Annotated in this window: 22 protein-coding genes and 1 pseudogene; 14 read left to right on the top strand and 9 right to left on the bottom strand. The window is 63.7% G+C overall.

The window, feature by feature from the left end; genetic code table 11:
• The first annotated feature begins 507 nt into the window (after positions 1–507).
• Positions 508–801 (top strand): type II toxin-antitoxin system Phd/YefM family antitoxin, encoded by a 294-nt coding sequence (locus CUJ91_RS26040; RefSeq protein WP_029971804.1) that lies wholly within the window; start codon positions 508–510, stop codon positions 799–801.
• 10 nt (positions 802–811) lie between these two features.
• Positions 812–1,063 (top strand): Txe/YoeB family addiction module toxin, encoded by a 252-nt coding sequence (locus CUJ91_RS26035; RefSeq protein WP_006052375.1) that lies wholly within the window; start codon positions 812–814, stop codon positions 1,061–1,063.
• Between the two features lie 79 nt (positions 1,064–1,142).
• Here CUJ91_RS26035 and CUJ91_RS26030 read toward each other — a convergent pair whose 3' ends face one another.
• The gene (locus CUJ91_RS26030) at positions 1,143–2,075 is read right to left on the bottom strand and encodes a DMT family transporter (RefSeq protein ID WP_114157501.1); all 933 of its coding nucleotides are present in this window, start codon (positions 2,073–2,075) and stop codon (positions 1,143–1,145) included.
• Between the two features lie 113 nt (positions 2,076–2,188).
• Between CUJ91_RS26030 and CUJ91_RS26025 the strand changes: the two genes are divergently transcribed.
• The gene (locus tag CUJ91_RS26025) at positions 2,189–3,061 is read left to right on the top strand and encodes a LysR substrate-binding domain-containing protein (protein WP_029971801.1); all 873 of its coding nucleotides are present in this window, start codon (positions 2,189–2,191) and stop codon (positions 3,059–3,061) included.
• 83 nt (positions 3,062–3,144) lie between these two features.
• Here the strand turns inward: CUJ91_RS26025 and CUJ91_RS26020 are convergent, their stop codons facing one another.
• A complete protein-coding gene (locus CUJ91_RS26020) occupies positions 3,145–4,689 on the bottom strand; it encodes a carbohydrate porin (protein WP_114157500.1) in 1,545 nt (514 codons plus the stop codon).
• Positions 4,690–4,941: 252 nt separating this feature from the next.
• On the opposite strand from CUJ91_RS26020, the gene CUJ91_RS26015 reads away from it, so the two are divergent.
• The 9 genes and pseudogenes from CUJ91_RS26015 (at position 4,942) to hutC (CUJ91_RS25975) (ending at position 13,416) form a co-directional block, all read left to right on the top strand.
• Positions 4,942–5,631, top strand: a complete 690-nt coding sequence (locus CUJ91_RS26015; protein ID WP_029971796.1) for a hypothetical protein — start codon at positions 4,942–4,944, stop codon at positions 5,629–5,631.
• 51 nt (positions 5,632–5,682) lie between these two features.
• Positions 5,683–6,518: pseudogene (locus CUJ91_RS26010) on the top strand (arylamine N-acetyltransferase family protein).
• Positions 6,519–6,538: 20 nt separating this feature from the next.
• On the top strand, positions 6,539–7,219 hold the full coding sequence (locus CUJ91_RS26005) for a methyltransferase family protein (RefSeq protein ID WP_114158061.1): 681 nt from the start codon (positions 6,539–6,541) through the stop codon (positions 7,217–7,219).
• A gap of 278 nt (positions 7,220–7,497) precedes the next feature.
• Positions 7,498–8,358: a transporter substrate-binding domain-containing protein gene (locus CUJ91_RS26000; protein WP_006052368.1), complete on the top strand. Its 861-nt coding sequence runs from the start codon at positions 7,498–7,500 to the stop codon at positions 8,356–8,358.
• Between the two features lie 102 nt (positions 8,359–8,460).
• A complete protein-coding gene (locus tag CUJ91_RS25995; RefSeq protein WP_006052367.1) occupies positions 8,461–9,183 on the top strand; it encodes an ABC transporter permease in 723 nt (240 codons plus the stop codon).
• A 13-nt stretch (positions 9,184–9,196) separates the two neighbouring features.
• Entirely contained in the window at positions 9,197–9,952 is a 756-nt protein-coding gene (locus CUJ91_RS25990; RefSeq protein WP_114157499.1) for an ABC transporter permease, read from the top strand.
• Between the two features lie 33 nt (positions 9,953–9,985).
• Positions 9,986–10,777 carry an ABC transporter ATP-binding protein gene (locus CUJ91_RS25985; RefSeq protein ID WP_114157498.1) on the top strand — a complete coding sequence of 264 codons (792 nt, stop codon included), beginning with the start codon at positions 9,986–9,988 and terminating at the stop codon, positions 10,775–10,777.
• Positions 10,778–10,849: 72 nt separating this feature from the next.
• On the top strand, positions 10,850–12,514 hold the full coding sequence (locus CUJ91_RS25980) for an HAL/PAL/TAL family ammonia-lyase (RefSeq protein ID WP_114157497.1): 1,665 nt from the start codon (positions 10,850–10,852) through the stop codon (positions 12,512–12,514).
• 218 nt (positions 12,515–12,732) lie between these two features.
• Positions 12,733–13,416 (top strand): histidine utilization repressor, encoded by a 684-nt coding sequence (hutC, locus tag CUJ91_RS25975; protein WP_029971790.1) that lies wholly within the window; start codon positions 12,733–12,735, stop codon positions 13,414–13,416.
• A 30-nt stretch (positions 13,417–13,446) separates the two neighbouring features.
• On the opposite strand, the gene hutC (CUJ91_RS25970) is transcribed toward hutC (CUJ91_RS25975), so the two are convergent.
• The 5 genes from hutC (CUJ91_RS25970) to CUJ91_RS25950 all read right to left on the bottom strand — a co-directional run bounded on the left by hutC (CUJ91_RS25970) (position 13,447) and on the right by CUJ91_RS25950 (position 17,429).
• Positions 13,447–14,256: a histidine utilization repressor gene (gene hutC / locus CUJ91_RS25970; RefSeq protein WP_107710407.1), complete on the bottom strand. Its 810-nt coding sequence runs from the start codon at positions 14,254–14,256 to the stop codon at positions 13,447–13,449.
• Positions 14,257–14,307: 51 nt separating this feature from the next.
• Positions 14,308–15,180: an amino acid ABC transporter ATP-binding protein gene (locus CUJ91_RS25965; RefSeq protein WP_114157496.1), complete on the bottom strand. Its 873-nt coding sequence runs from the start codon at positions 15,178–15,180 to the stop codon at positions 14,308–14,310.
• Between the two features lie 17 nt (positions 15,181–15,197).
• Positions 15,198–15,860: an amino acid ABC transporter permease gene (locus CUJ91_RS25960; protein ID WP_006052360.1), complete on the bottom strand. Its 663-nt coding sequence runs from the start codon at positions 15,858–15,860 to the stop codon at positions 15,198–15,200.
• Between the two features lie 18 nt (positions 15,861–15,878).
• Positions 15,879–16,529 (bottom strand): amino acid ABC transporter permease, encoded by a 651-nt coding sequence (locus tag CUJ91_RS25955; RefSeq protein ID WP_006052359.1) that lies wholly within the window; start codon positions 16,527–16,529, stop codon positions 15,879–15,881.
• 72 nt (positions 16,530–16,601) lie between these two features.
• Complete coding sequence (locus CUJ91_RS25950; RefSeq protein ID WP_006052358.1) at positions 16,602–17,429, bottom strand: transporter substrate-binding domain-containing protein; 828 nt, start codon at positions 17,427–17,429, stop codon at positions 16,602–16,604.
• A gap of 311 nt (positions 17,430–17,740) precedes the next feature.
• Between CUJ91_RS25950 and CUJ91_RS25945 the strand changes: the two genes are divergently transcribed.
• Positions 17,741–18,730: an isopenicillin N synthase family dioxygenase gene (locus CUJ91_RS25945; RefSeq protein ID WP_114157495.1), complete on the top strand. Its 990-nt coding sequence runs from the start codon at positions 17,741–17,743 to the stop codon at positions 18,728–18,730.
• A gap of 13 nt (positions 18,731–18,743) precedes the next feature.
• Positions 18,744–20,159, top strand: a complete 1,416-nt coding sequence (locus CUJ91_RS25940) for an FAD-binding oxidoreductase (protein ID WP_029971781.1) — start codon at positions 18,744–18,746, stop codon at positions 20,157–20,159.
• A 22-nt stretch (positions 20,160–20,181) separates the two neighbouring features.
• Here CUJ91_RS25940 and CUJ91_RS25935 read toward each other — a convergent pair whose 3' ends face one another.
• Complete coding sequence (locus CUJ91_RS25935; protein WP_114157494.1) at positions 20,182–23,592, bottom strand: alpha/beta fold hydrolase; 3,411 nt, start codon at positions 23,590–23,592, stop codon at positions 20,182–20,184.
• Positions 23,593–23,837: 245 nt separating this feature from the next.
• A complete protein-coding gene (locus CUJ91_RS25930) occupies positions 23,838–24,629 on the bottom strand; it encodes a hypothetical protein (protein ID WP_029971779.1) in 792 nt (263 codons plus the stop codon).
• Between the last annotated feature and the right edge of the window lie 133 nt (positions 24,630–24,762).

Below are 24,762 nucleotides of genomic sequence, written 5' to 3'. Positions count from 1 at the left end.
CGGCGTGGGCGGCGCGGGCGTTTCGTGGGCGGCATCGTTCGGACCGCTCAGCGGTGAGTGCGTGAATTTTCTGATTGTCGCGGCGTCTTTTCGCGTGCATGCGTTGGGTTTGCTGCTCGCTCTGACAGCGCTCGCGCTAGTCGCTCGTCTGTTTGTGATTTCGTTCGCGCCACAGACAAGCGCAAAGCACCGTCCAGCAAGGCGAAAGGGCCGCTCGGCGTGGCCCCTGGCCATTCGGCCGACTGGCGCAGGCGGTCGTGGAGAGGCATGCTGCTGTTCGTTAGAAGGTGCGTTCGTCCGCGGTTCGATGTTTGCCGAGCTGTACAGCGGTCTGTACAATGGTCGCCGTGGCCCCAAGTCTTTTCTTTTGCGCCACGCTTCGACCGGCAGCCGCAAATCGCCAGCCCGACCCGCAACCGCAAGGGCAGGCAAACCGCACGGCGGCGGAAGCGTTTTCTAACTTTTGACAGGAGTGGCCGGAGGGCAACCTCGCAGGCCGGATAACCCATGAACGTCCTTACTTACAGCGAGGCCCGAGCCGGCTTTAAGCAGGCAATGGATGAAGTCTGCCGCGACCACGCACCGATGCTCATCACGAGACAGAGTGGCGAAAACGTGGTGATGGTGTCGCTGGAAGACTTCAACGCGATGCAGGAGACCTTGTACCTGCTGAGTTCGTCGAAGAATGCCCAGCGGCTCGCGCGATCCATTGCCCAGTTGAATGCCGGCGGTGCGGCCCCGCGCGAACTGCTGACCGATGAACCGACACAAAAGCCGCAACGAACACGCCGCAAAGGCTGACAGCATCTTTATGTTTACCGACGACGCCTGGGACGACTACGTGTATTGGCAGGAGACAGATCGCAAGGTCGTCCGCAAGATCAATGCGTTGCTGGAGGAGTGCCGGCGCGATCCGTTTATCGGCACGGGAAAACCGGAGCCGCTCGTCGGCAGCCTGAGCGGTTTCTGGTCGCGCCGCATCACGTTTGCCGATCGGCTCGTGTATCTGCCGAAAGATGGAAAGATCTATGTGATCGCATGCCGGTTTCACTATGACCAGTGAGTGAGTACCGAGCGAGTACTGCGCGAGTACCGAACGACCGCTGCGCGACCAGCGACATCGCCAGCCCCGCGCGTGCCACTCACTCGGCCTGTCGCCGCGCGCGCCCGCCCGAACCCAGCAACGAAAAGAGCGGCCAGCCGAGATTCACGCCGAGGCTCGCGATCACGATCAGCGCCATGCCGGCCCACTGCGCCAATGAAAGCGCGCGGCCGTACACGATCGCATCGACGGCAATAGCGGTGAGCGGATAGACGAACAGCAGCACCGCGATGATCGGCGTGGTCAGTTTCGGCAGCGCGCCGTAGATCAGCACGTACGAAAGCCCCGTGTGCAGCACGCCCATGCCGACAATCCAGAACCATTGCATCGGCTCGATATGCGTGGCGTCGAAAGGTGCAACGAGCGGCGCGATGAACGGCAGGCACACCACGCCCACCGCACATTGCATCAGCGTCAGCAGGTGCGGGCGCAAATTGCCGAGCCCTTTGGCGATCAACGTGACGCTGGCATAGAGCACCGAGCCGGCCAATGCCTCGCCGATGCCGATCAGGTAGCTTGCATGGCCCTGCAGATTTTCCGTGGCCGCCACGCCCGACGCGAGCACGAGCCCGCCGAAGGCCGCCGCGATCCAGCCGAGCCGATCCGCGCCGAGCCGTTCGTTGAAGAGCGCCGCGCCGATCAGCACGACCCAGAACGGCTGCACATGAAACACCACGGTCGCGACGGCAATGCTGGTGCGATGGATCGCATCGAAAAAGCCGACCCACTGCGTGACCATCAATACGCCGGAGATGAGCGCGAGCGTGAGCGTGCGTCGCGTGAAATGCGCGCGCGTGAAGTAGCCTTTCCACGCGCAATACGCCGCCAGCGACAGAAAGCCGAACAGGCAGCGGAAAAACACCAGTGTCAGCGCGCCGAGCCGCGCTTCCTCGACGAACACGCCGAGCGTGCCCATCAGCAGCCCGCCGCCGGCCAGTGTGATCGCGCCTTCTTGACGTTGGGTGAGGGACATGCGCCGCGTCTCCGTTAGATCTCCGTTGGGTGATGCATTGAAGTATTGCGCCGCTTGCGGGCCACGCACAAACGAATTAAATTGAGAAATTCCATAAGCGCCATTGATAAATCATGCACCCGGAATTCGACGTCGATTTGCTGCGCACCTTCGTTGCAGTGGTGGACACCGGCAGCTTCACGAAGGCATCGGCAACCGTGCATCGCTCGCAGGCCGCCGTCAGCATGCAGATCAAGCGGCTCGAAACCATGCTCGGCACGACGCTTTTCGCGCGCAACACGCGCAATCTTTCGCTGACGCGGCCCGGCAATACGCTGCTCGAATATGCGAGGCGCGTGCTCGCGTTGCATGAAGAAGCGTGGTCGGCGATCGTGCGGCCCGAGGTGACCGGCCGCGTGGTGCTCGGTGCGCCGGACGATTACGTGTCGTCGCTGCTGTCGCCGGTATTACGGCGCTTTTCGAACCTGTACCCGCACGTCGAAATTGAAATTGTCTGCGCGCAGAGCACGTCGCTCGCGCCGATGCTGGCGGACAACAAGATCGACCTTGCCTTCGTTACGCGCGACCGCAAGCTGCGCGGCGAATTCGTGCGCAGCGAGCCGATGGTGTGGGTGGGCGCTTCCGTCGATACCCCGGTGCTGGCGGCGTCGCCATTGCCGGTCGGCTTATACGAGCCAGGCTGCGTGGCGCGTCAGCATACGCTGGCCGCGCTTGACGGCGCGCGGATTCGCTACCGCGCGGCCTTCAGCAGCGCGAGCCTGATGGGCCTGGTCGCCACCGTGGACGCGGGTTTGTCGGTGGTTGCGCTGACGCGCTGCAGCGTGCCGTCGCGGCTCGCCATTCTCGGCGAAGCGCAAGGCTTGCCGCACATCGAGCCGCTCGAAATCGTGGTGGCGCGCAGCGCGAAGTCGGACCGGCCGACTTGCGATTATCTGGCGGCGCAGATGGTGCAGGATCTGTCGCTGCGCGCGCAGCCGCGCGCGTAAGCGGCGGCTGTTCGTGACACGGCGCAGCGCCGTTCACGCGCGCGGCGGCGCGGACAACGGCGGCGCGGGCAACATCAAAAACATCAGAACGCGATATTCGTCCGCACACCCACGACGAACGTGTTGCGCAGCGGCTTCGTCGGATCGTTCGGATTTTGCCCGGCGCCCGCGTTGAACGTGTATTGCGCATCCGCCTGCAGCATCCACCAGGGAGCGATCTGATACTGGTAAGTTGCTTCGAGCGCGGTTTCGCTGGTGCGCACGCCGTACGGGCCGCCGCTAAATGCCAGGTTATCCTGATCGATTCCGCGCGTGTGGCTGCCGATCTTGATATACGTCAGCGCAAGGCCCGCGCTATCGTTGTCGCGGCCCGCGAACGGCGCTTTCAGCACGACGCCGAGATTCGCCGCGAGGCTCACGAGGTTGCGGTCGCCCGGCGCGCCCATGACGCGCGCGAATACGCCGAGGCTGCGTGCCTCGCCGGGATTAGGCCGCCAGATGGTCTGGTCGGCCACCGCATAGAAGCTGTAATCGCCGCGATGGTTCGCCGCAACGCCGGTGGACACAGGACTCGCGAGTGACACACCGTTGTTATCGTAGCGCGGGTCCGCGAAGGGGCCGTTGTTGTACCAGAGCCCGATCTTGTAGGTGCCCGGCAGACCGCCTCGGGTTGCGCCTGGCGCTGCGCCTGGCGCCGCAGCCGCGTCGCTATCGGCCGGTTGATTGATCGCATACTGCAGCTCGCCGATGAACAACGTCCCGTTATGCAGATTGAAGTTCGTGCCGCTGCGGTTATTCGGGTTGTTACCGAGCGGATCGCCGTCGAACACACCGGCGAGCGCCGTCAACGAAGGCGTGATCTGTCCGCGCACGCGCGCGCCGAGCGCCGCGAGCGGATACGCGGGGCCGCCGGACGGCATGTCGTACGAGGGCAGTGCGGGCCACCCGAACATCGTGTTGATGAATAGCGCCGAGTACGTGCTGGAGATGAATTCCTGATCGATACTCTGCTGACCGATTTTCACGTCGACGCGTTTGTTCAGGAACGACTGCTGATACCACAGCTCCCACAGGCGCGTGCTGGCATCCGCTTCGATGCCGCTCGCGGTGTTCAAAGTGCCCAGCTTGTCGGTGCTGAGATTGCGGCCGTGAATCTGCAATGCGCTGACGTTGAACTGGCCGCCTGGCAGACCGAAGGCTTTTTCGGTGTCGAGTTGCAAGGTCGCGGTCGTCAGGCCGTCGTACGCGACGCCGCGCGCCAGTCCGCCGCGCAGGTTGCCGAGCAGTTCGCTCGTTTCCGTGAGCGCGAACGTCACGCCGTATTGGCCGAGCCACGGGCGCAAGCCGCCCATGTCGCCGAATAGCTGATCGCGGTTCCAGAGACCGGTCTCGTTGGCCGGCGTTTTGTTCGCATCCGCGCCGCTCGCTTCGCTTGCGTCGCGCACCGTGTCCGAACTCGTTTGCGCCATTGCCGCGCCGCAAACGGAAGCCCACGCGAGCGCCACATACAACGCCGCATGGCGCAGCGAAAAAAGGCGCGGGCGCCGGCCGGCCGCGCCGCTCGACCGTGCGAACTCACGGCCTGCACGCAGCAGCGCAACGCGTCGAAGGGAGGATGCGAGCTTCATCGAAAGCCTTTAATGTTGTTATCGACTGCCGGGTGTTTTTGCGCGGTTAAATGGCTGTTTAACGCGTGAGTCGACGCATCGGTTCGCGCGACTTGCGGAATGGGCGTGATCGTACCGACGCAGTCTGGGTGCGTCAACGAGACGGGCCGACGCACGGCAAGCTGACAAATTGATGAATTCGCGCGAACGCGCGGAGACAGCGTTTGTCGAACCGCACGAGATTTCCGCAGCCCACTTACAAGGACTTACATGATGAAGAAGCGCACCCTCCTGATTTCGTTGCTGGCGAGTGCTGGCCTTTTCGCAAGCGGCGCCGCGAACGCACAACTGAATCTGAAGCAGTTCGGCATTGGCGGCGGAGACAGCTCCGCGGATGCCGGCGCCGCCGCATCTCCCGGCGGGCTCTCGCAGTTGTTGCAGACCTACGTGGGCGCGAACCAGCAAGTGCTGAGCGGACAGTCCACGCTTGCGTCCGCGATGGGTCTGAGCGGCGCGGCCGGCCAGGCGCAGCAGGCAGCCGGCTTGCTAAGCAGTGGTGGCACGCCGTCGGTCAGTCAGTTGACGCAGGTCGGCAGCACGCAGCAGTCGCTGTCGCAAACGCTCACGCAGGCTTTCGCGAGCCGCGCAGGCGGTGCGAGCGGCGCATCGCAAACGCCGGTGAACAAGCAGGCGTTCACCGACGGGTTATCGTCGCTCGCCAAAGGCGTGACCCAGTATTCGAGCATGCAGTCGGGGCTCGGCAGCATCGGGCAGATGAACCCTTCGTCGCTGTTGCAGGCCGGGATGAATCCGCAGACGATGCAAAGCGCGTCGTATATCGCGCAGTCGGCGCCGGGGCAATTGCAATCGCTGATGTCCACGCTCAGTTCCGCGGTACAGTTTGCGTCGAGCCAGGGGATCAGCGTGCCGTCGATCGCGAGGTCGGCGCTCGGCGGGCAATGAGCGCGCAGTGAGGCGCGCAGTAACACCCCATAAGCCACGAACGGATCACCAATGTCACACACATTGAATTTCGACAACTACTTCGCGCGCATCGGCTATGCGGGCCCGCGCGCGCCGACGCTCGAGGTGCTGCAGGCCATTCACCGTCTGCATCCACGGGCCATTCCGTTTGAAAACCTGAATCCGCTCACGCGCCGCGCGGTGAAGCTCGACCTCGAATCCGTCGAAACAAAACTCGTCGACGATCATCGCGGCGGCTATTGCTTCGAACAGAACACGCTGCTCGCGAATGTGCTGCAGGAGTTGGGCTTTCGCGTGACGCCGCTGATAGGGCGCGTGCTGTGGGGCCGCGAGCCCGACGCGGTGACGCCGCGCACGCACATGGTGCTGCGTATCGATCTGGATAACGAAGCATGGATCGCGGACGTGGGTCTCGGCAGCGTCACGCTGACGTCGCCGCGCGGCTGTCTCCGGGTCTCGCGCAGCGCACGGACCTCGGCATCTTCCGGCTCGCGGACGCGTCGCGCGACGCGCTCTACCTCGAAGTGCAGACACGCGATGAAAGCTGGTCGCGTGCGTATCGCTTCGACTTGCATCCGGTCGAGTGGATCGATTATGAAACGTCGAACTGGTACACGTCGACGTCGCCGGAAGCGATCTTCGCGAGCAATCTGATCGTATGCCGCGTGTTGTCCGGGACGCGGCTCACGCTGCTCAACGACCAGGTGAACGAACGCGCGGCAGACGGCAGCCTGATCGGCGACCAGCGCCTTGCGAGCGCGGACGAACTCGCGGCCTGTTTGCGCGAGCGCTTCGGTCTGAATGTCGGCGACATCGACATCGCAGATATTTTCGAGCGCGTGCGCACTCGGGCCGATTCGGCGTGAGCGCGGCACAAGGCCATGCCATGATTGCGCGCCTCGTCGTCCAGACCGTGCTGTGGCTCGCGGGCATGGGCGTGCTGCTGTTCGGCGCGGCCGGCACGCTCGCGTGGCCGGCGGCGTGGTGGTATCTGATCGAACTCGGCGTATTGAGCTTGTGGATCGGCGTGTGGCTCGCACGCCATGATCCCGGCCTGCTCGCCGAGCGCCTCGCGCCGTTCGTGCAGCAACAGCAAAGCCGCTGGGACCGGCTCTTCATGATCGGCGTGGCGTGCGTGTGGTGCGGCTGGCTGATCGTGATGGGACTCGACGCGATGCGCTTTCACTGGTCCGCGCCGCTGCCCGTCGCGCTGGTGAGCCTCGGCTCGCTTTGCGTGGCGCTTTGCATTTTCATGTGCCGCTTCGTGTTCGAAGCGAACAGCTATGCGGCGCCCGTCGTGAAGATCCAGTCGAGCCGCGGTCACAAGGTGATCGACAGCGGTCCCTATGCGCGCGTGCGTCATCCGATGTATTCGGCGGCGCTGCTGTTGTTCGTCGGCACGCCGTTGCTGCTCGGCTCATGGTGGGGTCTCGCGTTCGTTCCGCTCATGACGATCGGGCTCGGCTGGCGCGCGGTGCGCGAAGAGCGTGTGCTCGCCGAACAACTCGACGGCTATACGGAGTACATGACGCGCGTGCGTTTTCGCTTCGTTCCTCTCATCTGGTAGACGCGCAAAGCCGCCGCACATTTGCGGCGCACGCATGAACCTGTCTAGACAAAACGCACCACACGCGAGCATGAATTAATCTCGCCGCGCGCTCGCCGTTCTTCGATCATGTCCGTAGAAGCCCCGTCCTGTCAGGGCGCCTAGGGGCTTACCCGATGATTCGCGCGATTTCGCATGAATCCCCTTGCGACTGCTTTTTGACTCGTGCAGACTTGTCTATACAAATTCAGCGGCAGTAAACATTCGGCTCGACGGTTCCCCTATCAAGGAGTTTCGACGTGAAAGTGAAACGCACGACGGCAGCAAAAGCATTGATCGGCGCCGTGTTCGGCGCCGCGGCAATTTTCGCGGCACCGGCGCAGGCCAAAGACTGGAAGACGGTGACGATCGCGCTCGAAGGCGGCTACGCACCGTGGAACCTGACGTTGCCCGGCGGCAAGCTCGGCGGCTTCGAACCGGAACTCGTCGCCAATCTTTGCGAGCGCATCAAGCTGCAATGCAACCTGGTCGCGCAAGACTGGGACGGCATGATTCCGGGCCTGCAAGCAGGCAAGTTCGACGTGCTGATGGACGCCATCTCGATCACGCCGGAGCGCGAAAAGATCATCGCGTTCTCGAAGCCGTATGCGGCCACGCCCGCAACCTTCGCCGTCGCTGATACCAAAGTGCTGCCAAAGGCCCCGCCTGGCGCCGCCGTCGTCAAACTCTCGGGCGATGCTAAAGCCGATCAGCCGACTGTCGACGCGCTGCGCAAGCAGTTGAAGGGCAAGACGATCGGCATCCAGTCCGGCACCGTCTACACGAAGTTCATCAACGAGGGCTTCAAGGACATCGCCACGATCCGCGTGTACAAGACCTCGCCCGAGCGCGATCTCGATCTGGCGAACGGCCGCATCGACGCATCGTTCGACGACGTCACGTATTACGCGGCGAACGTCGACAAGAAAGAAACCGCGTCGATTTCGATGGCCGGTCCGAAGATCGGCGGCCCGATCTGGGGCCCGGGCGAAGGCCTCGCGTTCCGCAAGCAGGACGCCGACCTGAAGGCGAAATTCGACACCGCGATCAGCGCGGCGCTCGCCGACGGCACCGTCAAGAAGCTCTCCGCCAAGTGGTTCAAGACCGACGTGACGCCCTGATTCACGAGGCGTCGAACGAATGCGGCACGCGCGGGCGCGAACTCGTGCGTGCAGTTGTTTCGTGCGGCTGTTGCATCGGCCGTCATGAATGAGAGGTAGGCAATGGCTCTGATACAGATGCTCGGCTTCGGGCCGGAAGGCTGGGGCGGCGTATTGCTGCTCGCGGCGTTGATGACCGTCGCGCTCACGCTGGCCGCGCTCGCGGTCGGCGCCGTGTTCGGTGCGCTGATCGCGGCGGCCAAGCTGTCGCGTCTTCGCGTGTTGCGCGTGATCGGCGAAACCTATACGACGGTGTTTCGCGGCGTGCCCGAACTGCTCGTCATCTATCTGTTCTATTTCGGCGGCTCCACGCTCGTGACCACTGTCGGCCAGTGGTTCGGCGCCGAGGGCTTCGTCGGCGTGCCGCCGTTCGTCATCGGCGCGCTTGCTGTCGGCATGATTTCCGGCGCGTACCAGGCCGAGGTGTATCGCTCGGCGGTGCTCGCGGTGTCGCGCGGCGAACTCGAAGCGGCGCGTTCCATCGGCATGCCGACGCTGACCATGGCGCGCCGCATCCTCATTCCGCAAGTGCTGCGTTTCGCGTTGCCGGGCATCGGCAATGTGTGGCAACTGAGCCTGAAGGACTCCGCGCTGATCTCGGTGACGGGTCTCGCCGAACTGCTGCGCACGAGTCAGGTGGCGGCCGGCTCCACGCATCAATACTTCACGTTCTTCGTGGTGGGCGGCGCGCTGTATCTGCTGATGACCAGCATCTCGAACCGGGTCTTCAACCGCGCCGAGGCGCGCGTGGGCCGGTCCTTCAAGCGCAACTTCGCGCGCAACTGACGGCGGCCGCATTATGAATTTCGACTTCGACTTCCTGCTCGACACGATCCGGCAATTGCTCGCGGCCGTGCCGACCACGCTCGGGCTTTTCTTCTGCTCGCTGGTTCTCGGCGGACTGCTCTCGCTCGCGATCGTCACGATGCGCGTGTCGCCGCACTGGCTGCCGAATCGTTTTGCACGCGCTTATATTCTGGTGTTCCGCGGCTCGCCGCTCCTGATCCAGATGTTCCTCGTGTACTACGGCATGGGTCAGTTCGGCGTGATTCGCGAGAGCTTTCTGTGGCCGGTGCTGCGCGAGCCGTATATGTGCGCGGTGTTGTCGCTTGCGCTGTGCACGGCGGGCTATACCGCCGAGATCATTCGCGGCGGCCTGATGGCCGTTCCCGTCGGGCAGATCGAAGCGGGTTATTCGATTGGCCTGTCGGGTTTCGCACTGCTGCGCCGCGTGATCGGCCCGATTGCATTACGCCAGTGTTTGCCGGCGTATTCGACGGAAGCGGTGCTGCTCGTCAAATCGACCGCTCTCGCGAGCCTCGTCACCGTGTGGGAAGTGACGGGCGTCGCGCAGCAGATCATTCAGCAAACGTATCGCACGACGGAAGTGTTCATCTGCGCCGCGCTGATCTATCTGTTCCTGAACTTCGTCATCGTGCGCGCGCTCAGCATGCTTGAGACGCGTCTGTCGCGACATCTGCGGGCGGCGCCGAAGTCTGCCGTGCCGAGCCGCCCGGTGTCCGCCACGACTGAAGCACGCCGCGCCGCGCCCTGAGCGCCGCCATTCCGGATGAACCTGGAGAACTCCATGAACGCTACGGCACCCGTTGCACTGTCGGTCAAGAACATTCATAAATCGTTCGGCGATCATCACGTGCTCAAAGGCATTTCGCTCGACGCTCATCAAGGCGACGTGATTTCGATTCTCGGCGCAAGCGGCTCGGGCAAAAGCACCTTCCTGCGCTGCCTCAATCTGCTCGAAACACCGGACGACGGCTCAGTCGCGCTCGCCGGCGAAGAACTGAAAATGAAACGCCGCGGCGACGGCAAGCTGCAACCGAGCGACCGCCGCCAGGTGGATCGCGTGCGCTCGCAACTCGGCATGGTGTTCCAGAACTTCAATCTCTGGTCGCATATGACGGTGCTCGAAAACCTGATCGAAGGACCGATGCGCGTACTCAAACGCAGCCGTGCGGAATCCGTCGAAGAAGCTGAGGCGCTGCTTGCGAAAGTCGGTCTCGCGGAAAAGCGCGGCCACTATCCGGCGCATCTGTCGGGCGGCCAGCAACAACGCGTCGCAATTGCGCGCGCGCTCGCCATGCATCCGAAGGTCATGCTGTTCGACGAGCCGACTTCGGCGCTCGATCCCGAACTCGTCGGCGAAGTGTTGCGCGTGATGCGCTCGCTTGCCGAGGAAGGCCGCACGATGCTGGTCGTCACGCATGAAATGGGTTTTGCGCGTCACGTGTCGAACCGCGTGATGTTCCTGCATCAAGGGCAAGTGGAAGCGGACGGTACGCCCGACGAAGTATTCGTCGACTGCAAGTCCGAGCGCTTGCGGCAATTCGTGTCGAGTCACCACGACCGCACGACGAACTGAGCGGCGCATCGTCGGCACGTCGCTGCATCGGCATCCGCATCACACACGTAAGTTATCGCGCAAGGCAACATCATGGCCGTGATCCGTTCCGATCGTCCTCTCGACTGGACCCAGGTGGCGGCGGTCGCCGCCGGCGAACCGCTCGAACTTTCCGCCGACGCCCGCGCGCGCATCGCGGCGGCGCGCATGCTCGTCGAGCAGATCGTCGAGCGCGGCATTCGCGCGTATGGCGTGAACACCGGAGTCGGCGCGCTGTGCGACGTGATCGTGTCGCCAAGCGAACAGCGCACGCTGTCGCGCAACATTCTGATGAGCCACGCGGTCGGCGTCGGCGCGCCGCTCGGCGTGGCTGAAACGCGCGCGATCATGGCCGCCGCGGTCAACAACTTCGCGCATGGACACTCGGGCATTCGCCTTGAAGTGGCCGATCAACTCGTGGCCTTGCTCAACGCCGATTGCTTGCCCGAAGTGCCCGCGTTCGGCTCGGTCGGTTATCTGAGTCATATGGCGCATATCGCGCTCGTGTGCATCGGCGAGGGTCATGTGCGCTATCGCGGCGAGCGTCTGACGGGCCGCGACGCACTGCGTCTGCTCGGCCGCGAGCCGCTCGTGCTCGAAGCGAAAGAGGGGCTTAGCCTCGTCAACGGTACCCCTTGCGTGACGGGACTGGCGGCGCTGGCGCTCGCACGCGCGGTGCGGCTGCTCGATTGGACCGATGTGGTCGCGGCCATGAGCTTCGAGAATCTGCGCGGCCAGCTCGTTGCATTCGACGAAGACTCGCTTGCGTTGCGCGTGTCGCCCGGTCTGAATCTGGTAGGCGAACGCATGCGCACCGCGCTCGCCGACAGCGGCATTCTGGCGGCGGTGGTCGGGCAGCGCACGCAAGACCCGCTTTCGATGCGCACCATTCCTCACGTGCACGGCGCGGCGCGCGACGTGCTGACCGCGACCGCCGACGTGGTCAATCGCGAACTCGCGTCGATCACCGACAACCCGATCGTCGCCGGCACGCCCGAAGCGCCGCGCGTGTATTCGCAGGCGCATGCGGTGGGCGCATCCATTGCGCTCGCGATGGACAGCCTCGCCACCGCCATCGCCCAGGTCGCCGCGATGGCGGAACGGCGGCTCGATCGCCTCGTTAATCCGCTCGTGAGCGGCTTGCCCGCGTTTCTCGCCGAGCCTGGCGGCACGTGTTCAGGCTTCATGATCGCGCAGTACACGGCGGCCTCGCTGGTCGCGCAGAACCGGCGCCTTGCGTTGCCCGCGAGTCTGGACGGCGGCATCACATCGGGCTTGCAGGAAGACCACCTGTGCCACGCAACGCCTGCCGCGCTGAAGGCGCTGGAGATCGTCGACAACGCGGGGCGCATCGTCGCCATCGAATTGCTGGCCGCCGCGCAAGCCTACGATCTGCAAGCCACCGACGCGCCGCGTGCGCCGCATACCGAGGCGCTCTGGCAACGCGTGCGGCAGATCGTGCCGACCTATCGCGACGACCGTCCTCTCGCCGACGACATGAGCGTCGCATTCCGCATGATCGCCGGCGAGGCGCCGCCGCCATTGCCGAGTCCGGGTAAGATGAGGCCGCGCCATATAACACCTGGTGGGGGCGCGGAGTTCGTTGCGGGCGCATCGATTGCGAGCCTCGCCGCGGCGGCGACATTTCCCGCGGCAGCGAACAGCGGGAGCAACATAAACAGCATGAACAGCCCACGGAACGCAGCACGCGTCGCCTGAGACAAAAACCGCTGGCGCGCGGGCTTACCCGCCGGCGCGCCAGAGACGTCGTGCGGACGTACAAGCGGTACGACGGCTACGACCCCCAACCCACTCACGAGGTCGGAGTGAACACAGTCACGAATAATCAGAAAGAAGGCCGGCAGCCGGCGCAGCCAGGCGCGCACAGCGGCGGCACTTCTCAGCGCGCCGCTTGCAAGGAGACCCCGGCGAAAGCCATGCCCGCCTACGAACAGATCAAGCGTTATGTGATCCGGCGCATCAGCGAGGGCGACTGGAAGCCGGGCGGGTTGATCCCTTCCGAAACCGAACTGGTGAAAGAGTTTGGCGTCGCGCGTATGACCGTGTCGCGCGCGCTGCGCGAGTTGACCGCCGAACGCGTGCTGACGCGCGTGCAAGGTTCAGGCACGTTCGTCGCGCCGCAGCGTTATGAATCGACCGTGCTGGAAATCCGCAACATCGCCGACGAAATCGCCGCGCGCGGTCATCGTCATGCGGCGCGCGTGCTGACGCTCGAACCGAGCGACGATCCGCACGCGCTCGAAGCGCTCGGCCTTACGAGCGGCCCGGCGTTTCACTCGTGCATCGTCCATAGCGAGGAGGGCGAGCCGATCCAGTACGAGGACCGCTACGTCAATCCGAAGGTGTTCCCCGAATATCTGCAACAGGACTTCAGCGTCGAGACGCCCAATCACTACATGGTGCGGCTCGCGCCGATTCAGCGCGCGGAATTCCGCATCTACGCGCAAAAGCCGGACGCGTATGTGCGGCGTCATCTGTCGATGGAGATCGGCGAGCCGTGTCTGTTGCTGTGGCGTCGTACGTGGGTCGGCGACGATGTCGCGACGTCCGTGCAGTTGTGGCACCCGGCGTCGCGCTTTCATCTGGCGGGGAATGTCTAGCCGGCAAGCGGCGCTATAAGCTGCATCGCGTCAGCCTTGCCGTTGCGACATATCCGGCGAGAAGCGGCAGCCGAGCCGGTAACGGGATCCAGGGTGCACGAATCGCGCGAAGGTGACGGCCACGCCGCTCGTCCATGTGCGGCGCACGAGCGTGAGGCACGGTTCTTCCGCGCGAATGTCGAGCAGTTCCGCTTCCGCGGGAGTGGGCAGCCCGGCGTCGACAATATGTTCGACGTCGTGCGCGGGCACCGTTTCATATAGATATTCCGACGGCCTGATCGCCGAGAAATCCTGTTGCAGAAAATCCGGCGCGATGATCGGGTTCACGTAGCGATCCTCCAACTGCACCGGCAGACCGTTCTCGCGATGCACGCAAATCACATGAAACACCGAAGCGCCAGGCGCGAGGCCTAACGCATTCGATACCACGGCGGATGCGGTCTCGCGTTGCAAAAGCACGGTACGGTAGCTGTATTCGTGTCCGCGTGAACGAATTTCGTCGCCGATATGCGCGATCATCAGCAGCGTGGATTGCGGCCTCGCTTGTGCGACGAAGGTGCCCACGCCCGATACGCGAGTGACGAGCCCTTCGTGCGCGAGTTCGCGCAGCGCGCGATTCACCGTCATGCGCGACACGCCGAGCGTCGCGACGAGATCGAGTTCGGAAGGAAGACGTTCGCCGGCCTGACGCGCGCCCGATTCGATGATGCCGCGAATGTGATGCTTGACCTGTTCGTAGCGCGCAGCCGGCGCATGTTCGGCGGCGCGCGCATTTTTAGCCGCGTCGGCTAGCGGCCGCTCATCGGCATGGTGACGCTTGCTGCGAAGCATGGCGGACATCGGCGGCCCCTTTTCACGGTTCGCGCAACGCGCTTGGCGCAGTGCGCGCGCTCATAGCGCTTCAGCGTCGGCGTCGTCGGGGCCGCGCGCCCAGAAAGCGTTGCGGTCGAAGTAGTTTTGCAGGAACTGCCGCAAGCGCGGTTGCCCGGCGTCGTGAAAGACCTCGCGCGGTTTGCCCTGCACGGCGATGCGTCCTTCGTCGATGAACACGACTTTGTCCGCGACCTGCGCGGCAAAACCCATTTCGTGCGTGACGACCGCCATCGTCATGCCGTCGCGTGCGAGTTGCTTCATCACTTGCAGTACCTCGCCGACCAGTTCGGGATCGAGCGCGGACGTGGGCTCGTCGAAGAGCATGATATGCGGCTCCATCGCGAGCGCGCGTGCGATTGCCACGCGCTGCTGCTGACCGCCCGAAAGCTTCGCCGGATACGCGTCGCCTTTGTGCGAAAGGCCCACGGTTTCCAGCATCGTATTCGCGCGGCGGCGCGCTTCGTTGTGCGACAGGCGCTGCACTCGCAATAGTGCTTCCATCACGTTGCCGAGCGCCGTCATGTGCGGCCATAAATTGAACTGCTGAAACACCATGCCGACGTTGCGCCGCACGCGGTTGATGTCCGCTTGCGACGCGCGCACACGCTTGCCGTTGCGCTCGCTGTAGCCGAGCAGTTCACCTTCGATGCGCACGTCCCCGTGATCGTAGGTTTCGAGCGCGGCGAGGCAGCGCAGCAGCGTGCTTTTTCCCGAGCCCGAAGGACCGATGATGCACACCACTTCCGAGCGCGCAATCTGGAGATCGACACCGCGCAGCACTTCGACTTCGCCGAAGCGTTTGCGCAGATCGCGCACCTCGATCAACGGTGCGCCGCGCTGAGACTGCGCGACAGTAGACGCAGAAGAGGGCATGTCGGCGATGGCGTTCATGATGTGGTCCGTTTCCTTTATGCCATGAAACGGGCGATGCGGGCTTCGGCCCACATGCCCGCGCGCGAAGTCAGTTCGACGAGCGCGAGATAGCACACGCAGAGCATCAGCAGCGTTTCGACGAAAGCAAAGGTCGCCGAGCCGATGCCCGTCAGCACGAATGTCAGCTCGGGCACCGTGACGATCGAGAGCACCGCGGTCTCCTTGCTCAACACGATGATGAGATTCGTGAGCGCGGGCACGATCAGCACCAGCATTTGCGGCATCTGGATGCGCAGCACCGCTTGCATGCGCGTCAAGCCGAGACACGAGGCGGCTTCGAGATGACCCGGCGGCACCGATTCGAATCCCGAGCGGAACGCTTCGGCAAAATAGGCGCTGCCATAGAGGCCGAGTCCGAGCACGCCGGCTGTCATCGGTTCGAGCGTGAGGCCGAACGACGGGCCGCCGTAGTACAGCAGAAACAGTTGCACGAGAAACGGCGTACCGCGAAATAGCTCGATATACACACGCAACAGCGCGCGCACCCAGCGTCCGCAAAAGAGTTGCAGCACCGCGATCACGAAGCCGATCAGCATGCCGATAACGACGCCCGCGGCCCACGTGCCGAGCGTCGTCGCGAGACCCGCGGCAATCGGCTGAAGATTGTGCGTGATGACGGTGGGATCGAACTGTTGCATCGCGTGGGCTCCGGTCGATCAGGCGTGCTTCAGCCGATACTCGGCGGCATGCGCAACGAGTGCGAGCGCGCCGCAGATCACGAAGTAAATGAGGCCGGCGGCGACGTACGCTTCGAGCGGTCTGTAGGTGCTCGCCGCGAGGTTCTGCGCGGTGCGCGTCAACTCCGCGACGCCGACCACCGAGATCAGCGACGAAGCCTTGATCAGCAGCACCATTTCGTTGACGAGCGAAGGCAACGTCAGCCGGAATGCCTGCGGCACGAGGATGCGCCGCAGCGTGTCGAACGGCGAAAGGCCGAGCATGCGCGCGGCCTCGATATGACCTGGCGGAATGCTGAGAAAACCGCCGCGCAGAATTTCAGCGATATACGACGCCGAGCACAACGACACGGCGCTGATCGCGGCCACGAGCGGCGATACGTTGATGCCCGCGAACGGCAGCAGGTAGTACACGAGCAGCAGTTGCACGAGCATCGGCACGCCGCGAAAGAAGAACACGTACGCACCGCCGAAGCGGCGCGCGGCGCGATTCGGCGAGAGCCGCGCCGCGCACACGCCGACCGCGACGAAGAAGCCGATGAAAAGCCCCGTCAACGAAACGCCGATGGTCGCGAGCGCCGCGTGCAACAACAGCGGCATGCCCTGAACGAAGACGGTCGTGCTGAACATGAGCGTCGCCCTCGCTGATGTGCGGTCAATAGTGCGGTGAATGTGCGTTTAAACGCGCCTGTCGAGCACGCGTCAATAATTCGGCGTCGGCATCGTAGTCGGCGCATCCATCGCCACGCCGAACCATTTCTTCTGCAACGCGGCGAGGCGTCCGTCGCCGTGCATCTTCACGAGTGCCGCGTTGAAGGCATCGGCGAGCGGCTTGCTGTCCGCGTCCTTGCGCAGGCAGTATGCGAAGTACACTTTCGCGCCGAACGGCGGTTGCACCACCGCGAACGTTTCGGGGCGCTGCTTCGCCACATACGCGATGTTGGTCATCGAGTTCGCGACCGCCGCAATGCGGCCGGCGGCGAGGTCCGCATAAGCCTGATTGTTGTCGACGTATTCGCGGATTTCAGGCGGCTTCGGCAAGGTGGCGACGTATGCCTTCAACTGGTCGAGCTGCGCCGAGCCCTTGCCCGCGCCCACGGTTTTACCCGCAATATCCGACGATTGCTTGAGCGCCGAATCGTTGGCGCGTTTGAGCAGCGCGTCGGTGGCGTCCGCGATGGGCAGCGTGTACGTGTAGCGCTCCATGCGCGCCTTCGTCACGGTGATCGGACCGCCGACCATATCGAACTTGCCTGCTTCGAGACCGGGCAACACGCTCGGCCACGGCAGGTCGATGAAACGCACCTTCACGCCGAGTTCCTTGCCGACCTCGGCGAACAGATCCTTGTTAAAGCCCGCTTGCTGACCGTTTTCGAGGAAGTCGAAAGGCGCGAACTGCATCTCCGTGCCGACCACGAGCTCGCCGGCTTTCTTCACTTTGGCGAGCTGGTCTTCCGCATAAGCGCTGACGCTTGCCGCGCACAACGCCAACATGACCAGACGACACTTCCAGCCTGCAAGGATGCTCATGAGATTCTCCAGTGGGCACAGCGCGGGTCGTACGAGCGACGCGAAACGCGCCGCAAAAGATCGGCGCGGCGCAAGTCATGCGAGGCAGTATATACCGCAGTTTTCGCGCAAAATAAATAAACGCGCGAGTAGAGAAAAGCCCTTACGCGCAGCGCCGCGAGTTCACTTGCGGGTGCGCTTTTGGCGGTATATACCACTGCAATAGCTAAGGCGCCCCCGGCGATGGCGCCCCCGGCTAAGGCGCCCCCGGCTAAGGCGCCCCCGGCTATGGCGCCCCCGCAATTCGTCGGACCTTCTCACGGAGTAACGCGATGCCTGTGACCCGCATTCCGCTCATCGACTTTGCCGGCGTTCGCGCGGGCGACCCGCATGCGTTGCAAAGCGTGGCGCGCGAAATCCGCGACGCGTGCACGACCATCGGCTTCTTCTACATCGTCAATCACGGCGTGCCGCAAGCGACCATCGACGCCGCCGCGCAGGTCGCGCGAACCTTCTTCGCATTTCCGGTAGAGACGAAGCGGCGCGCGGCGGTCAATCATCGGCATCGCGGTTTCAATGCGCTTGGCGACGCGACCATGTATCAGGCGAAACGCCCCGATTACAAGGAGTTTTTCAGCATCGGACTCGAGTTGCCCGAGGACGATCCCGATGTGCTCGCGGGCCAGGCGCTGCGCGGCCCGAACAATTGGCCCGACTTCATGCCCGAGTTGCGTCCCGCGCTGTACGGCTACTATGAAGCAGTGGGCGCATGCGGCGCCGATCTGCTGCGTGCGGTCGCGGTGAGTCTCGGCGTCGACGAACATTTTTTTGCGCCGCGTTATACGAAGCGGATGCAGCGCACGCAAATGGTCTACTATCCGCCGCAGCCACCACAGTCCGATGAAGATCAATTCGGCGTCGCGCCGCATACCGATTACGGCTGCATCACATTGCTATGGCAGGATCAGGTGGGCGGATTGCAGGTGCGTGAAATTGCCAACGATACCTGGATCGATGCGCCTCCTGTGGAAGGCAGCTTTGTGGTGAACGTCGGCGATCTGCTCGCGCGCTGGACCAACGACCGTTTTCGTTCGACGCTGCATCGCGTGATCAATGCTTCGGGACGCGAGCGTTATTCGATCGCGACGTTCTACGATCCGACGTACGGCGCGATGGTCGATCCGCGCGAACTGGGCGCGAGTGCGGACGACGTCAAATATCAGCCGGTGGCCGCGGGCGATTACATTCTCGGGCGCATCAACGATTCGATGGGTTATCGGAAGAAGCAAAACCAGGAAACGCTGCATGACACAAAGCGATAACGCGCGTCACGACATGAATCACGACACGCAGCCGCAACCCTGCACGGCGCCGCTTGCCGCCACGCTCGACGTGCTGCGTGCCGCGCTCGGCGACGATGCGGTGCGCGTCGGCGAACAGATCGGCGAACGCGCGATGACCGACTGGACGCGCCACGATCCGACGCGTCCCGCAGCGTTGCTGCTGCCGCGCACCACAGACGAAGTCTCGCGCGCGCTCGCCATTTGCCACGCGGCCCATCAACCTGTGGTGCCGCAAGGCGGCATGACGGGGCTTGCGGGCGGCGCGATTGCACGCACGACGGACATCGCGTTGTCGCTGGAACGGCTGAGCGGCGTCGAGGAAGTCGATGCGGCTTCGGCCACGCTGACCGTGCGCGCCGGAACGACATTGCAGAGCGCGCAGGAAGTCGCTGCCGAAGCGGGCTTCGAACTCGCGCTCGATCTCGGCGCGCGCGGCTCGTGTCAGATCGGCGGCAATCTCGCGACTAATGCCGGCGGCAATCGCGTGATTCAGTCGGGCACCGCGCGTGACCAGGTGCTCGGTCTCGAAGTCGTGCTCGCCAATGGCGACGTGCTAAGTTCGCTCGGCAAGATGGTCAAGAACAACACCGGCTACGACCTGAAGCACTGGTTCATCGGTTCGGAGGGCACGCTTGGCGTGATCACGCGCGCGGTGTTGCGGCTTCATCCGCAACGCGCCGCGCGTCATACGGCGCTCGTCGCGCTCGACGGCTACGATGCGGCGGTGAATCTGCTGCGCCGTTTGTCGACGCGCTTTGGCAACGACATCGGCGCATTCGAAATCATGTGGCCGGACTTCTACGATTTTGGCGTCAAGCTGACGGGCACGCGTTCGCCATTCGACGGCGCGTATCCGCTCTACGCGTTGATCGAACACGCGAGCTTCGATTCGAGCGACGACGGCGAGCGCTTTGCTGAAGCGCTGACCGGCGCACTCGAAGAAGGCGCGATCCGCGACGCGGTGATCGCGCAATCGGTGGCCGACGCGCGCGCGTTGTGGGCGATCCGCGAATGCACGGCCGAATTTCCCGTGCGGCTCGACGCAATCAACTTCGACGTGAGCCTGCCGATCAGCGTGATCGGCGACTTTGTCGAGCGTTGCCGCGCGGCGCTCGACGAACGCTGGCCCGGCAACGAATCCTATTTCTTCGGCCATATCGGCGATTCGAATCTGCACGTCACCGTGGACGGCCATTCAATTCCCGGCGTCGATCATCACGCGGTGTACGCGTTCGTTTATGAAATGCTCGGGCCGCTGCACGGTTCTGTGTCGGCGGAACACGGCATTGGTCTGCTCAAGCGCGAGTTCCTGCCGATCTCGCGCTCGCCCGCCGAACTCGCGGCGATGCGGGCGATCAAGCATGCGCTCGATCCGCACGGCATCCTGAATCCGGGCAAGCTGTTCTAGCGAGCGCGAACTCAGTGCGAACTCAATGCGCGTTCAGATAGCGCGCGATAGTCGGATAAACATCGCGCGCGGCGTTCTTGCCGAAGATGCAATCGATGTGTCCATAGCCCGCAATCAGATGCCGCTCATAAGGTTGCTCGGGAAACGCGTTGACCAACATCTCATAGGTGAGCGCGGTGCTTTGCGGCACATAGGTTTCATTGCAGTCGCCATGAATGAAACCGATCGGAATGCGCATGCCCGCAAGCCCCTTCATGCCGCGCGCGCCGCGCAGATAGACGTCGTCTCCGTCGGCGTCGACGACCTTGCCGGCGCGCACCATCGCGGCCAGATGCTTGAACACGCCGACGTCATGCACGCCGAGCAGTTCCTGCAGATTCGAATGAAGCGTCTCGCTCACCTGCGCGTGCTCGTATAGCAGCCCGTACATGAAGGTCGCGCGATGGCAGATCGGGTTGCCGCAGCCCTCGTCATGATCGACGGGATAGAGCCGCAGCGCTTCGTCGTAGAGATTGTGCGGCCATCTTTTGTCCTTCGTATAGGCGGTCAGATCGGTCACGCCGAGATGCTGCATGATGTCCGGAATGTGCAAACCCGCCTTGATTCTGGCGAGCGTGCCGGGCACCGGATGCACGGCGACCTGCGAAATCACCGCTGAACGCACGCCTTCGAGTCCCGCCATCAGCGACATGCTCAACGCGAGGCCGCCCATGCAGTGACCGAGCGCCTGGATGCCGGTCGCGCCCGTCACCTCGCGAATCTTTGCGACGGCCGCGGGAATATCCTCGAGCGCGACTTTATCGACGTTGGTCGGCACGAGCACGCTCGGCATTTCGATGCTCACGCGCAGATCGACGAGCCACACGTCGTAGTTCGCGGCGCACAGATATTCGACGAGATTGGTGCCGATCAGATCCGTCGAATAAATGCGGCTCGACACGCCGGAGCCGTGAATCAGCAGCACGGGGCGCGCATTCTTGCGCGCAGGGTCGACATAGCGCGTGAGACGCAAGCGCGTACCGTCCGGCGTATCGAAGAAGAACATTTGCGGCGCCGGCGCGCGCAACGCACGCTTCATACGCGGCTCCGCGGCGGGATCGTGATACTGCAAAGGCGCGGCCACGCCGCCGTATTCGCTGAACAGCACGCCCGCGAAGAACTTGCCGAACTTCAGCGTCCATTCGAGACGTGTCTTCAGATCGGGTGCGTTGGTGACTTCGAGCGTGCGCTGCTGCTTGAGGAAATTTTCCGGCGTGATGATGAGCGTCGCGCTGCCGATCGCAGGCGCGTCGGCTTGGGGCGCGGCGAAAATCTGCGCGTATAGCGTGTTCGTTTGCTCCCACAGTTCGAGAGGCGACGTGCGCGTGATGATCTTTTGCCCGCTCAGATAATACGTTTTGCCTTCCGCCGAGTTGAGCGTCATTCGATAGTTCATGTTGCGCTCGTCCACGTCCTGCGGGTCGGCCACGAACAGATTGAAGGTGCCGTCCGTGATCGTCATCGGCTGCGAGGAAAGGGCGGGGCAGGTCAGCGTTCCGGCGGTTTTTGCCATGTGATTCGGATCGCTAAGCATCATCGCGAGGTCGTCGGATTCGACGGTCAGCGTGAACGCCATCGGGCTCGCGGCGTCCTTGCTCGCGCCGGTCGGCGTGTAATGGCCGACCATCGTTTCGGTAAAGCGCAAGCCGATCTTTTGCGCGGGCGGTGTGTCGGCGGTGCCTTTCGAACCGTAGTCGATGCTCCAGCCGTGCGACGCCGCAAGCAGCGCGCAATTGCGCTCGGCGAGCGCGGAGATGGTCCACAATGGATTGACGCCGAGCGACATGGGCATGACGGCGCCGTCCATCACGTAGAGGCCGTCATGCACGCCGGTGCCGGTCGTGCCGCTGAAAACGCGGCCCAGGTGATCGACCACGCCGCGCTCCGCGTCCTCGCCCATCCCGCAGCCGCCGAGCGGATGCACGGTCACCGTTCGATTGCCGAAGATGTCGTTTGAAATCGGATCGCGCAGATATTTGCCGCCGAGCGGCGCCGTCGCCTGCTTCAGCGTCTGCTCGACGGTTTCGTAAATCGGCTGCTTGCCGGCGTTTTCCCACGCGATGCGCGGCCGGCCTTTGTCGTTCACGCTGATCTGCCCGCTCTCGTCGTCATGCGCCATCACGAGATAGCTTTGCGTGTGATTGAGCGCGCCGCGATACGGGCCGTGCAGGAAGCCTTCGACCACGCGCGCGTCGTATTCGAGTTGCTGGTCCACGGTGCGCGGCCCCGAAACGTCCACGCCCGCGAGCGGCGCGGCCGCACCGAGCATGCCGACGAGCGCGGCGCCCACCGGCCCGGCGAGCGAGCCTTCCTCGATCACGAAGCCGTCCCTGACGTCCGCGGTATTGCGATGATCGATCAGGCCCGTGATGGTCGGCCCGACCGGCGGAATATCGCGGTCCACATGCGCGCCCCAGCCGACGCCGTTGATCGTGTCATTGGTGTTGTACGCGAACGCGAGCACGTCGCCATTGCCGGTGAAGTGCTGACCAAGCATGTCCGACACGCTCAAACCTTCATTGCGCGAACGCAATAGCAACGCGGTCGAGCCGATCGTTCCCGCCGATACGATCACGATGTCCGCGCTGACGAACAGATCGGGCGCGTCATAGCTTTCGCGCCCGAGGCGCACGAGCTGATAGCCGACTTGCCACTTGTGCGTATCGACGTTGCGCACAACCGAATGAACCGCAGCGCCCGTAAAAATCTGCGCGCCGTGAGCGACGGCGTCGGGCAGATAGTTCATGTGCGTCGAGTTCTTCGCGTCGTAGTTGCAGCCGGAGTTGCAGTCGCCGCATCCGGTGCAGGCTTTCTGCGCGACGCCGGCCGCGTTCGTGCGGTCCTCGAAGGTGACGGTTATCGGCGGCGTGCTGAAGCGGTCGCCCATGCCGAGCGCCTCGGCGGATTTGGCGAGCGCGAGCAGCTTCGGCAATTCGCGGAAGCGGCTCGGCACCGGCGCAGGTTGCAACATGTCCCACGCGCGTTGATAACCTTTGTCGCGCCCGGCCTGATCGCCGCGCAACGCAGCGGGCCAGCGTGTGTCGTCCCACAGGCGCGAATCGATTTTCAGCGCCACGTTCGCGTTGATCAGCGACGTGCCCCCGAGCCCGCAGCCGACCACCGCGTTGACGTCGTCGTTCACATGCACTTCGAGCAGCGCGAGCGGCGAGCCGATCTGCGCGAGTGGCGTGTTGTACTGGATCTGCTCCGCGCCCTGAAACGGCGTGCGCGGGTATTCGCCGGCCATGAATTCGCGTCCGCGTTCGAGCACGCAGACGCTGCGGCCCGCGCGCGCCATGCGGCTCGCCGCGATCGCACCGCCATAACCGGAACCGATCACGACCACTTCGTAATGCGACTTCATCGCCGTCACGGCGCTCGATAAGCGGTTCATACGCGACCACCTCGTCAGGAATCGGTGCAGGGAAGGGAACCGGGCGTCGGAAGAAAGACGGCGCGCTGCCGCGGCTTTTTTATCGTAGGCGGTGCGCGCCGACAAAAAAAGGCGCATCTGTGCGATGCGCCCAAAGGAGTCCCCTGTGCCTCAGTCATTTCCCCATTACTATTGTTGAGCCCGTTGTTGTTGAGTCCGCTCATGCGGCTTTTTACGTGTTCTTTTTGTGTCGATGCTGCAGCCTGTCATGCGGCCGCTTCATTCATTTCGCTATCGATCGACTCGGCCGCGAGCAGATTCAGCGCCAGCAGAATCGCACTGCGATTGTCGATGTCGATCTCGATCCCGAGCACGTCCGTGAGCCAGCGGCCGATCTTCGTATTGGAAAAATCGTCGGCAGTGGCCGTCTTTTTCATGGTGACGCCGAGTTTGACGGCGCGATAGTGATACGAGGGCACCCGATGCGAAGCCGCAACCGCCGACAGTCCGCCTTTGCCTTCCGAGCACCAGCCGAGGCTGCCGGCCAGCACGATCCGTTCGGGCTCGTCGAGACTTTCGATAAAAGCGCGCGCCGCGTGCCGTACCCGTTGTTCGTCGAGCCCGTATTGCAGCAGCACGCTTTGCACGGGGTCTTCCAATGCCTGGGCGTGCAGATCGATTTCCTGCGCCATGCCGTCGGTTTCCATCGACACATTGCGTTGATGCCCCGCGCTGCGCAGGCAGTCGATCAGATAGCGGCGGAAATACGCGCACAGTGCGTAGCCATTGGACGGCGCGCTATCGGCGCACGCATGCGTTTCGGTGTGGCCGGGGGCAAGGCGCAGAACCTTGGAATAAATGAACTGCGCAACCAGTTCTTCCTTATCTTCGCCGAGTGCCTGCAGTTCCAGCGGATGGTAAGTCCGCAACGCCCGCTTGACGAGTTCGACCATCGACACCATTTCGTCGGCGGACAACTGCGTGCGGCGGCGCCACAGATCGGGCAGGATCGCGTCGTCGAGATTGCGGACGAACTCGTGGCTCGGAACTGCGCCCATGAAAGCCTCCATTAGGGTTAGGCGAGGGTAAGGCGAGAAGCGCGGCGAGCCCGGAATGCAGGCGAAAGGCGGAAGGAAGAATCGTTGCGGCCGCGCCAGGTAGTGAGGCCAGTATGGTCGTCGGCGGCGGCTT

Origin of the sequence: Paraburkholderia graminis, assembly GCF_003330785.1 — a bacterium.
Lineage (GTDB): Bacteria > Pseudomonadota > Gammaproteobacteria > Burkholderiales > Burkholderiaceae > Paraburkholderia > Paraburkholderia graminis.
Note: the sequence above shows the minus strand (reverse complement) of the source record. Positions and strands in the feature narration are given on the sequence as shown.

What these genes read in the sequence shown, in the direction of transcription:
- CUJ91_RS26025 (WP_029971801.1), top strand. Translation starts at nt 2,189, where the DNA reads ATGCACCCGGAATTCGACGTCGATTTGCTGCGCACCTTCGTTGCAGTG.
- CUJ91_RS26030 (WP_114157501.1), bottom strand. Translation starts at nt 2,075, where the DNA reads ATGTCCCTCACCCAACGTCAAGAAGGCGCGATCACACTGGCCGGCGGC.
- CUJ91_RS25990 (WP_114157499.1), top strand. Translation starts at nt 9,197, where the DNA reads ATGAATTTCGACTTCGACTTCCTGCTCGACACGATCCGGCAATTGCTC.
- CUJ91_RS25960 (WP_006052360.1), bottom strand. Translation starts at nt 15,860, where the DNA reads ATGCAACAGTTCGATCCCACCGTCATCACGCACAATCTTCAGCCGATT.
- CUJ91_RS26015 (WP_029971796.1), top strand. Translation starts at nt 4,942, where the DNA reads ATGAAGAAGCGCACCCTCCTGATTTCGTTGCTGGCGAGTGCTGGCCTT.
- CUJ91_RS26035 (WP_006052375.1), top strand. Translation starts at nt 812, where the DNA reads ATGTTTACCGACGACGCCTGGGACGACTACGTGTATTGGCAGGAGACA.
- hutC (WP_029971790.1), top strand. Translation starts at nt 12,733, where the DNA reads ATGCCCGCCTACGAACAGATCAAGCGTTATGTGATCCGGCGCATCAGC.
- CUJ91_RS25965 (WP_114157496.1), bottom strand. Translation starts at nt 15,180, where the DNA reads ATGAACGCCATCGCCGACATGCCCTCTTCTGCGTCTACTGTCGCGCAG.
- CUJ91_RS25930 (WP_029971779.1), bottom strand. Translation starts at nt 24,629, where the DNA reads ATGGGCGCAGTTCCGAGCCACGAGTTCGTCCGCAATCTCGACGACGCG.
- CUJ91_RS25940 (WP_029971781.1), top strand. Translation starts at nt 18,744, where the DNA reads ATGAATCACGACACGCAGCCGCAACCCTGCACGGCGCCGCTTGCCGCC.
- CUJ91_RS25950 (WP_006052358.1), bottom strand. Translation starts at nt 17,429, where the DNA reads ATGAGCATCCTTGCAGGCTGGAAGTGTCGTCTGGTCATGTTGGCGTTG.
- CUJ91_RS25945 (WP_114157495.1), top strand. Translation starts at nt 17,741, where the DNA reads ATGCCTGTGACCCGCATTCCGCTCATCGACTTTGCCGGCGTTCGCGCG.
- CUJ91_RS26040 (WP_029971804.1), top strand. Translation starts at nt 508, where the DNA reads ATGAACGTCCTTACTTACAGCGAGGCCCGAGCCGGCTTTAAGCAGGCA.
- hutC (WP_107710407.1), bottom strand. Translation starts at nt 14,256, where the DNA reads ATGTCCGCCATGCTTCGCAGCAAGCGTCACCATGCCGATGAGCGGCCG.
- CUJ91_RS25935 (WP_114157494.1), bottom strand. Translation starts at nt 23,592, where the DNA reads ATGAACCGCTTATCGAGCGCCGTGACGGCGATGAAGTCGCATTACGAA.
- CUJ91_RS26005 (WP_114158061.1), top strand. Translation starts at nt 6,539, where the DNA reads ATGATTGCGCGCCTCGTCGTCCAGACCGTGCTGTGGCTCGCGGGCATG.
- CUJ91_RS26020 (WP_114157500.1), bottom strand. Translation starts at nt 4,689, where the DNA reads ATGAAGCTCGCATCCTCCCTTCGACGCGTTGCGCTGCTGCGTGCAGGC.
- CUJ91_RS25985 (WP_114157498.1), top strand. Translation starts at nt 9,986, where the DNA reads ATGAACGCTACGGCACCCGTTGCACTGTCGGTCAAGAACATTCATAAA.
- CUJ91_RS25955 (WP_006052359.1), bottom strand. Translation starts at nt 16,529, where the DNA reads ATGTTCAGCACGACCGTCTTCGTTCAGGGCATGCCGCTGTTGTTGCAC.
- CUJ91_RS25995 (WP_006052367.1), top strand. Translation starts at nt 8,461, where the DNA reads ATGGCTCTGATACAGATGCTCGGCTTCGGGCCGGAAGGCTGGGGCGGC.
- CUJ91_RS25980 (WP_114157497.1), top strand. Translation starts at nt 10,850, where the DNA reads ATGGCCGTGATCCGTTCCGATCGTCCTCTCGACTGGACCCAGGTGGCG.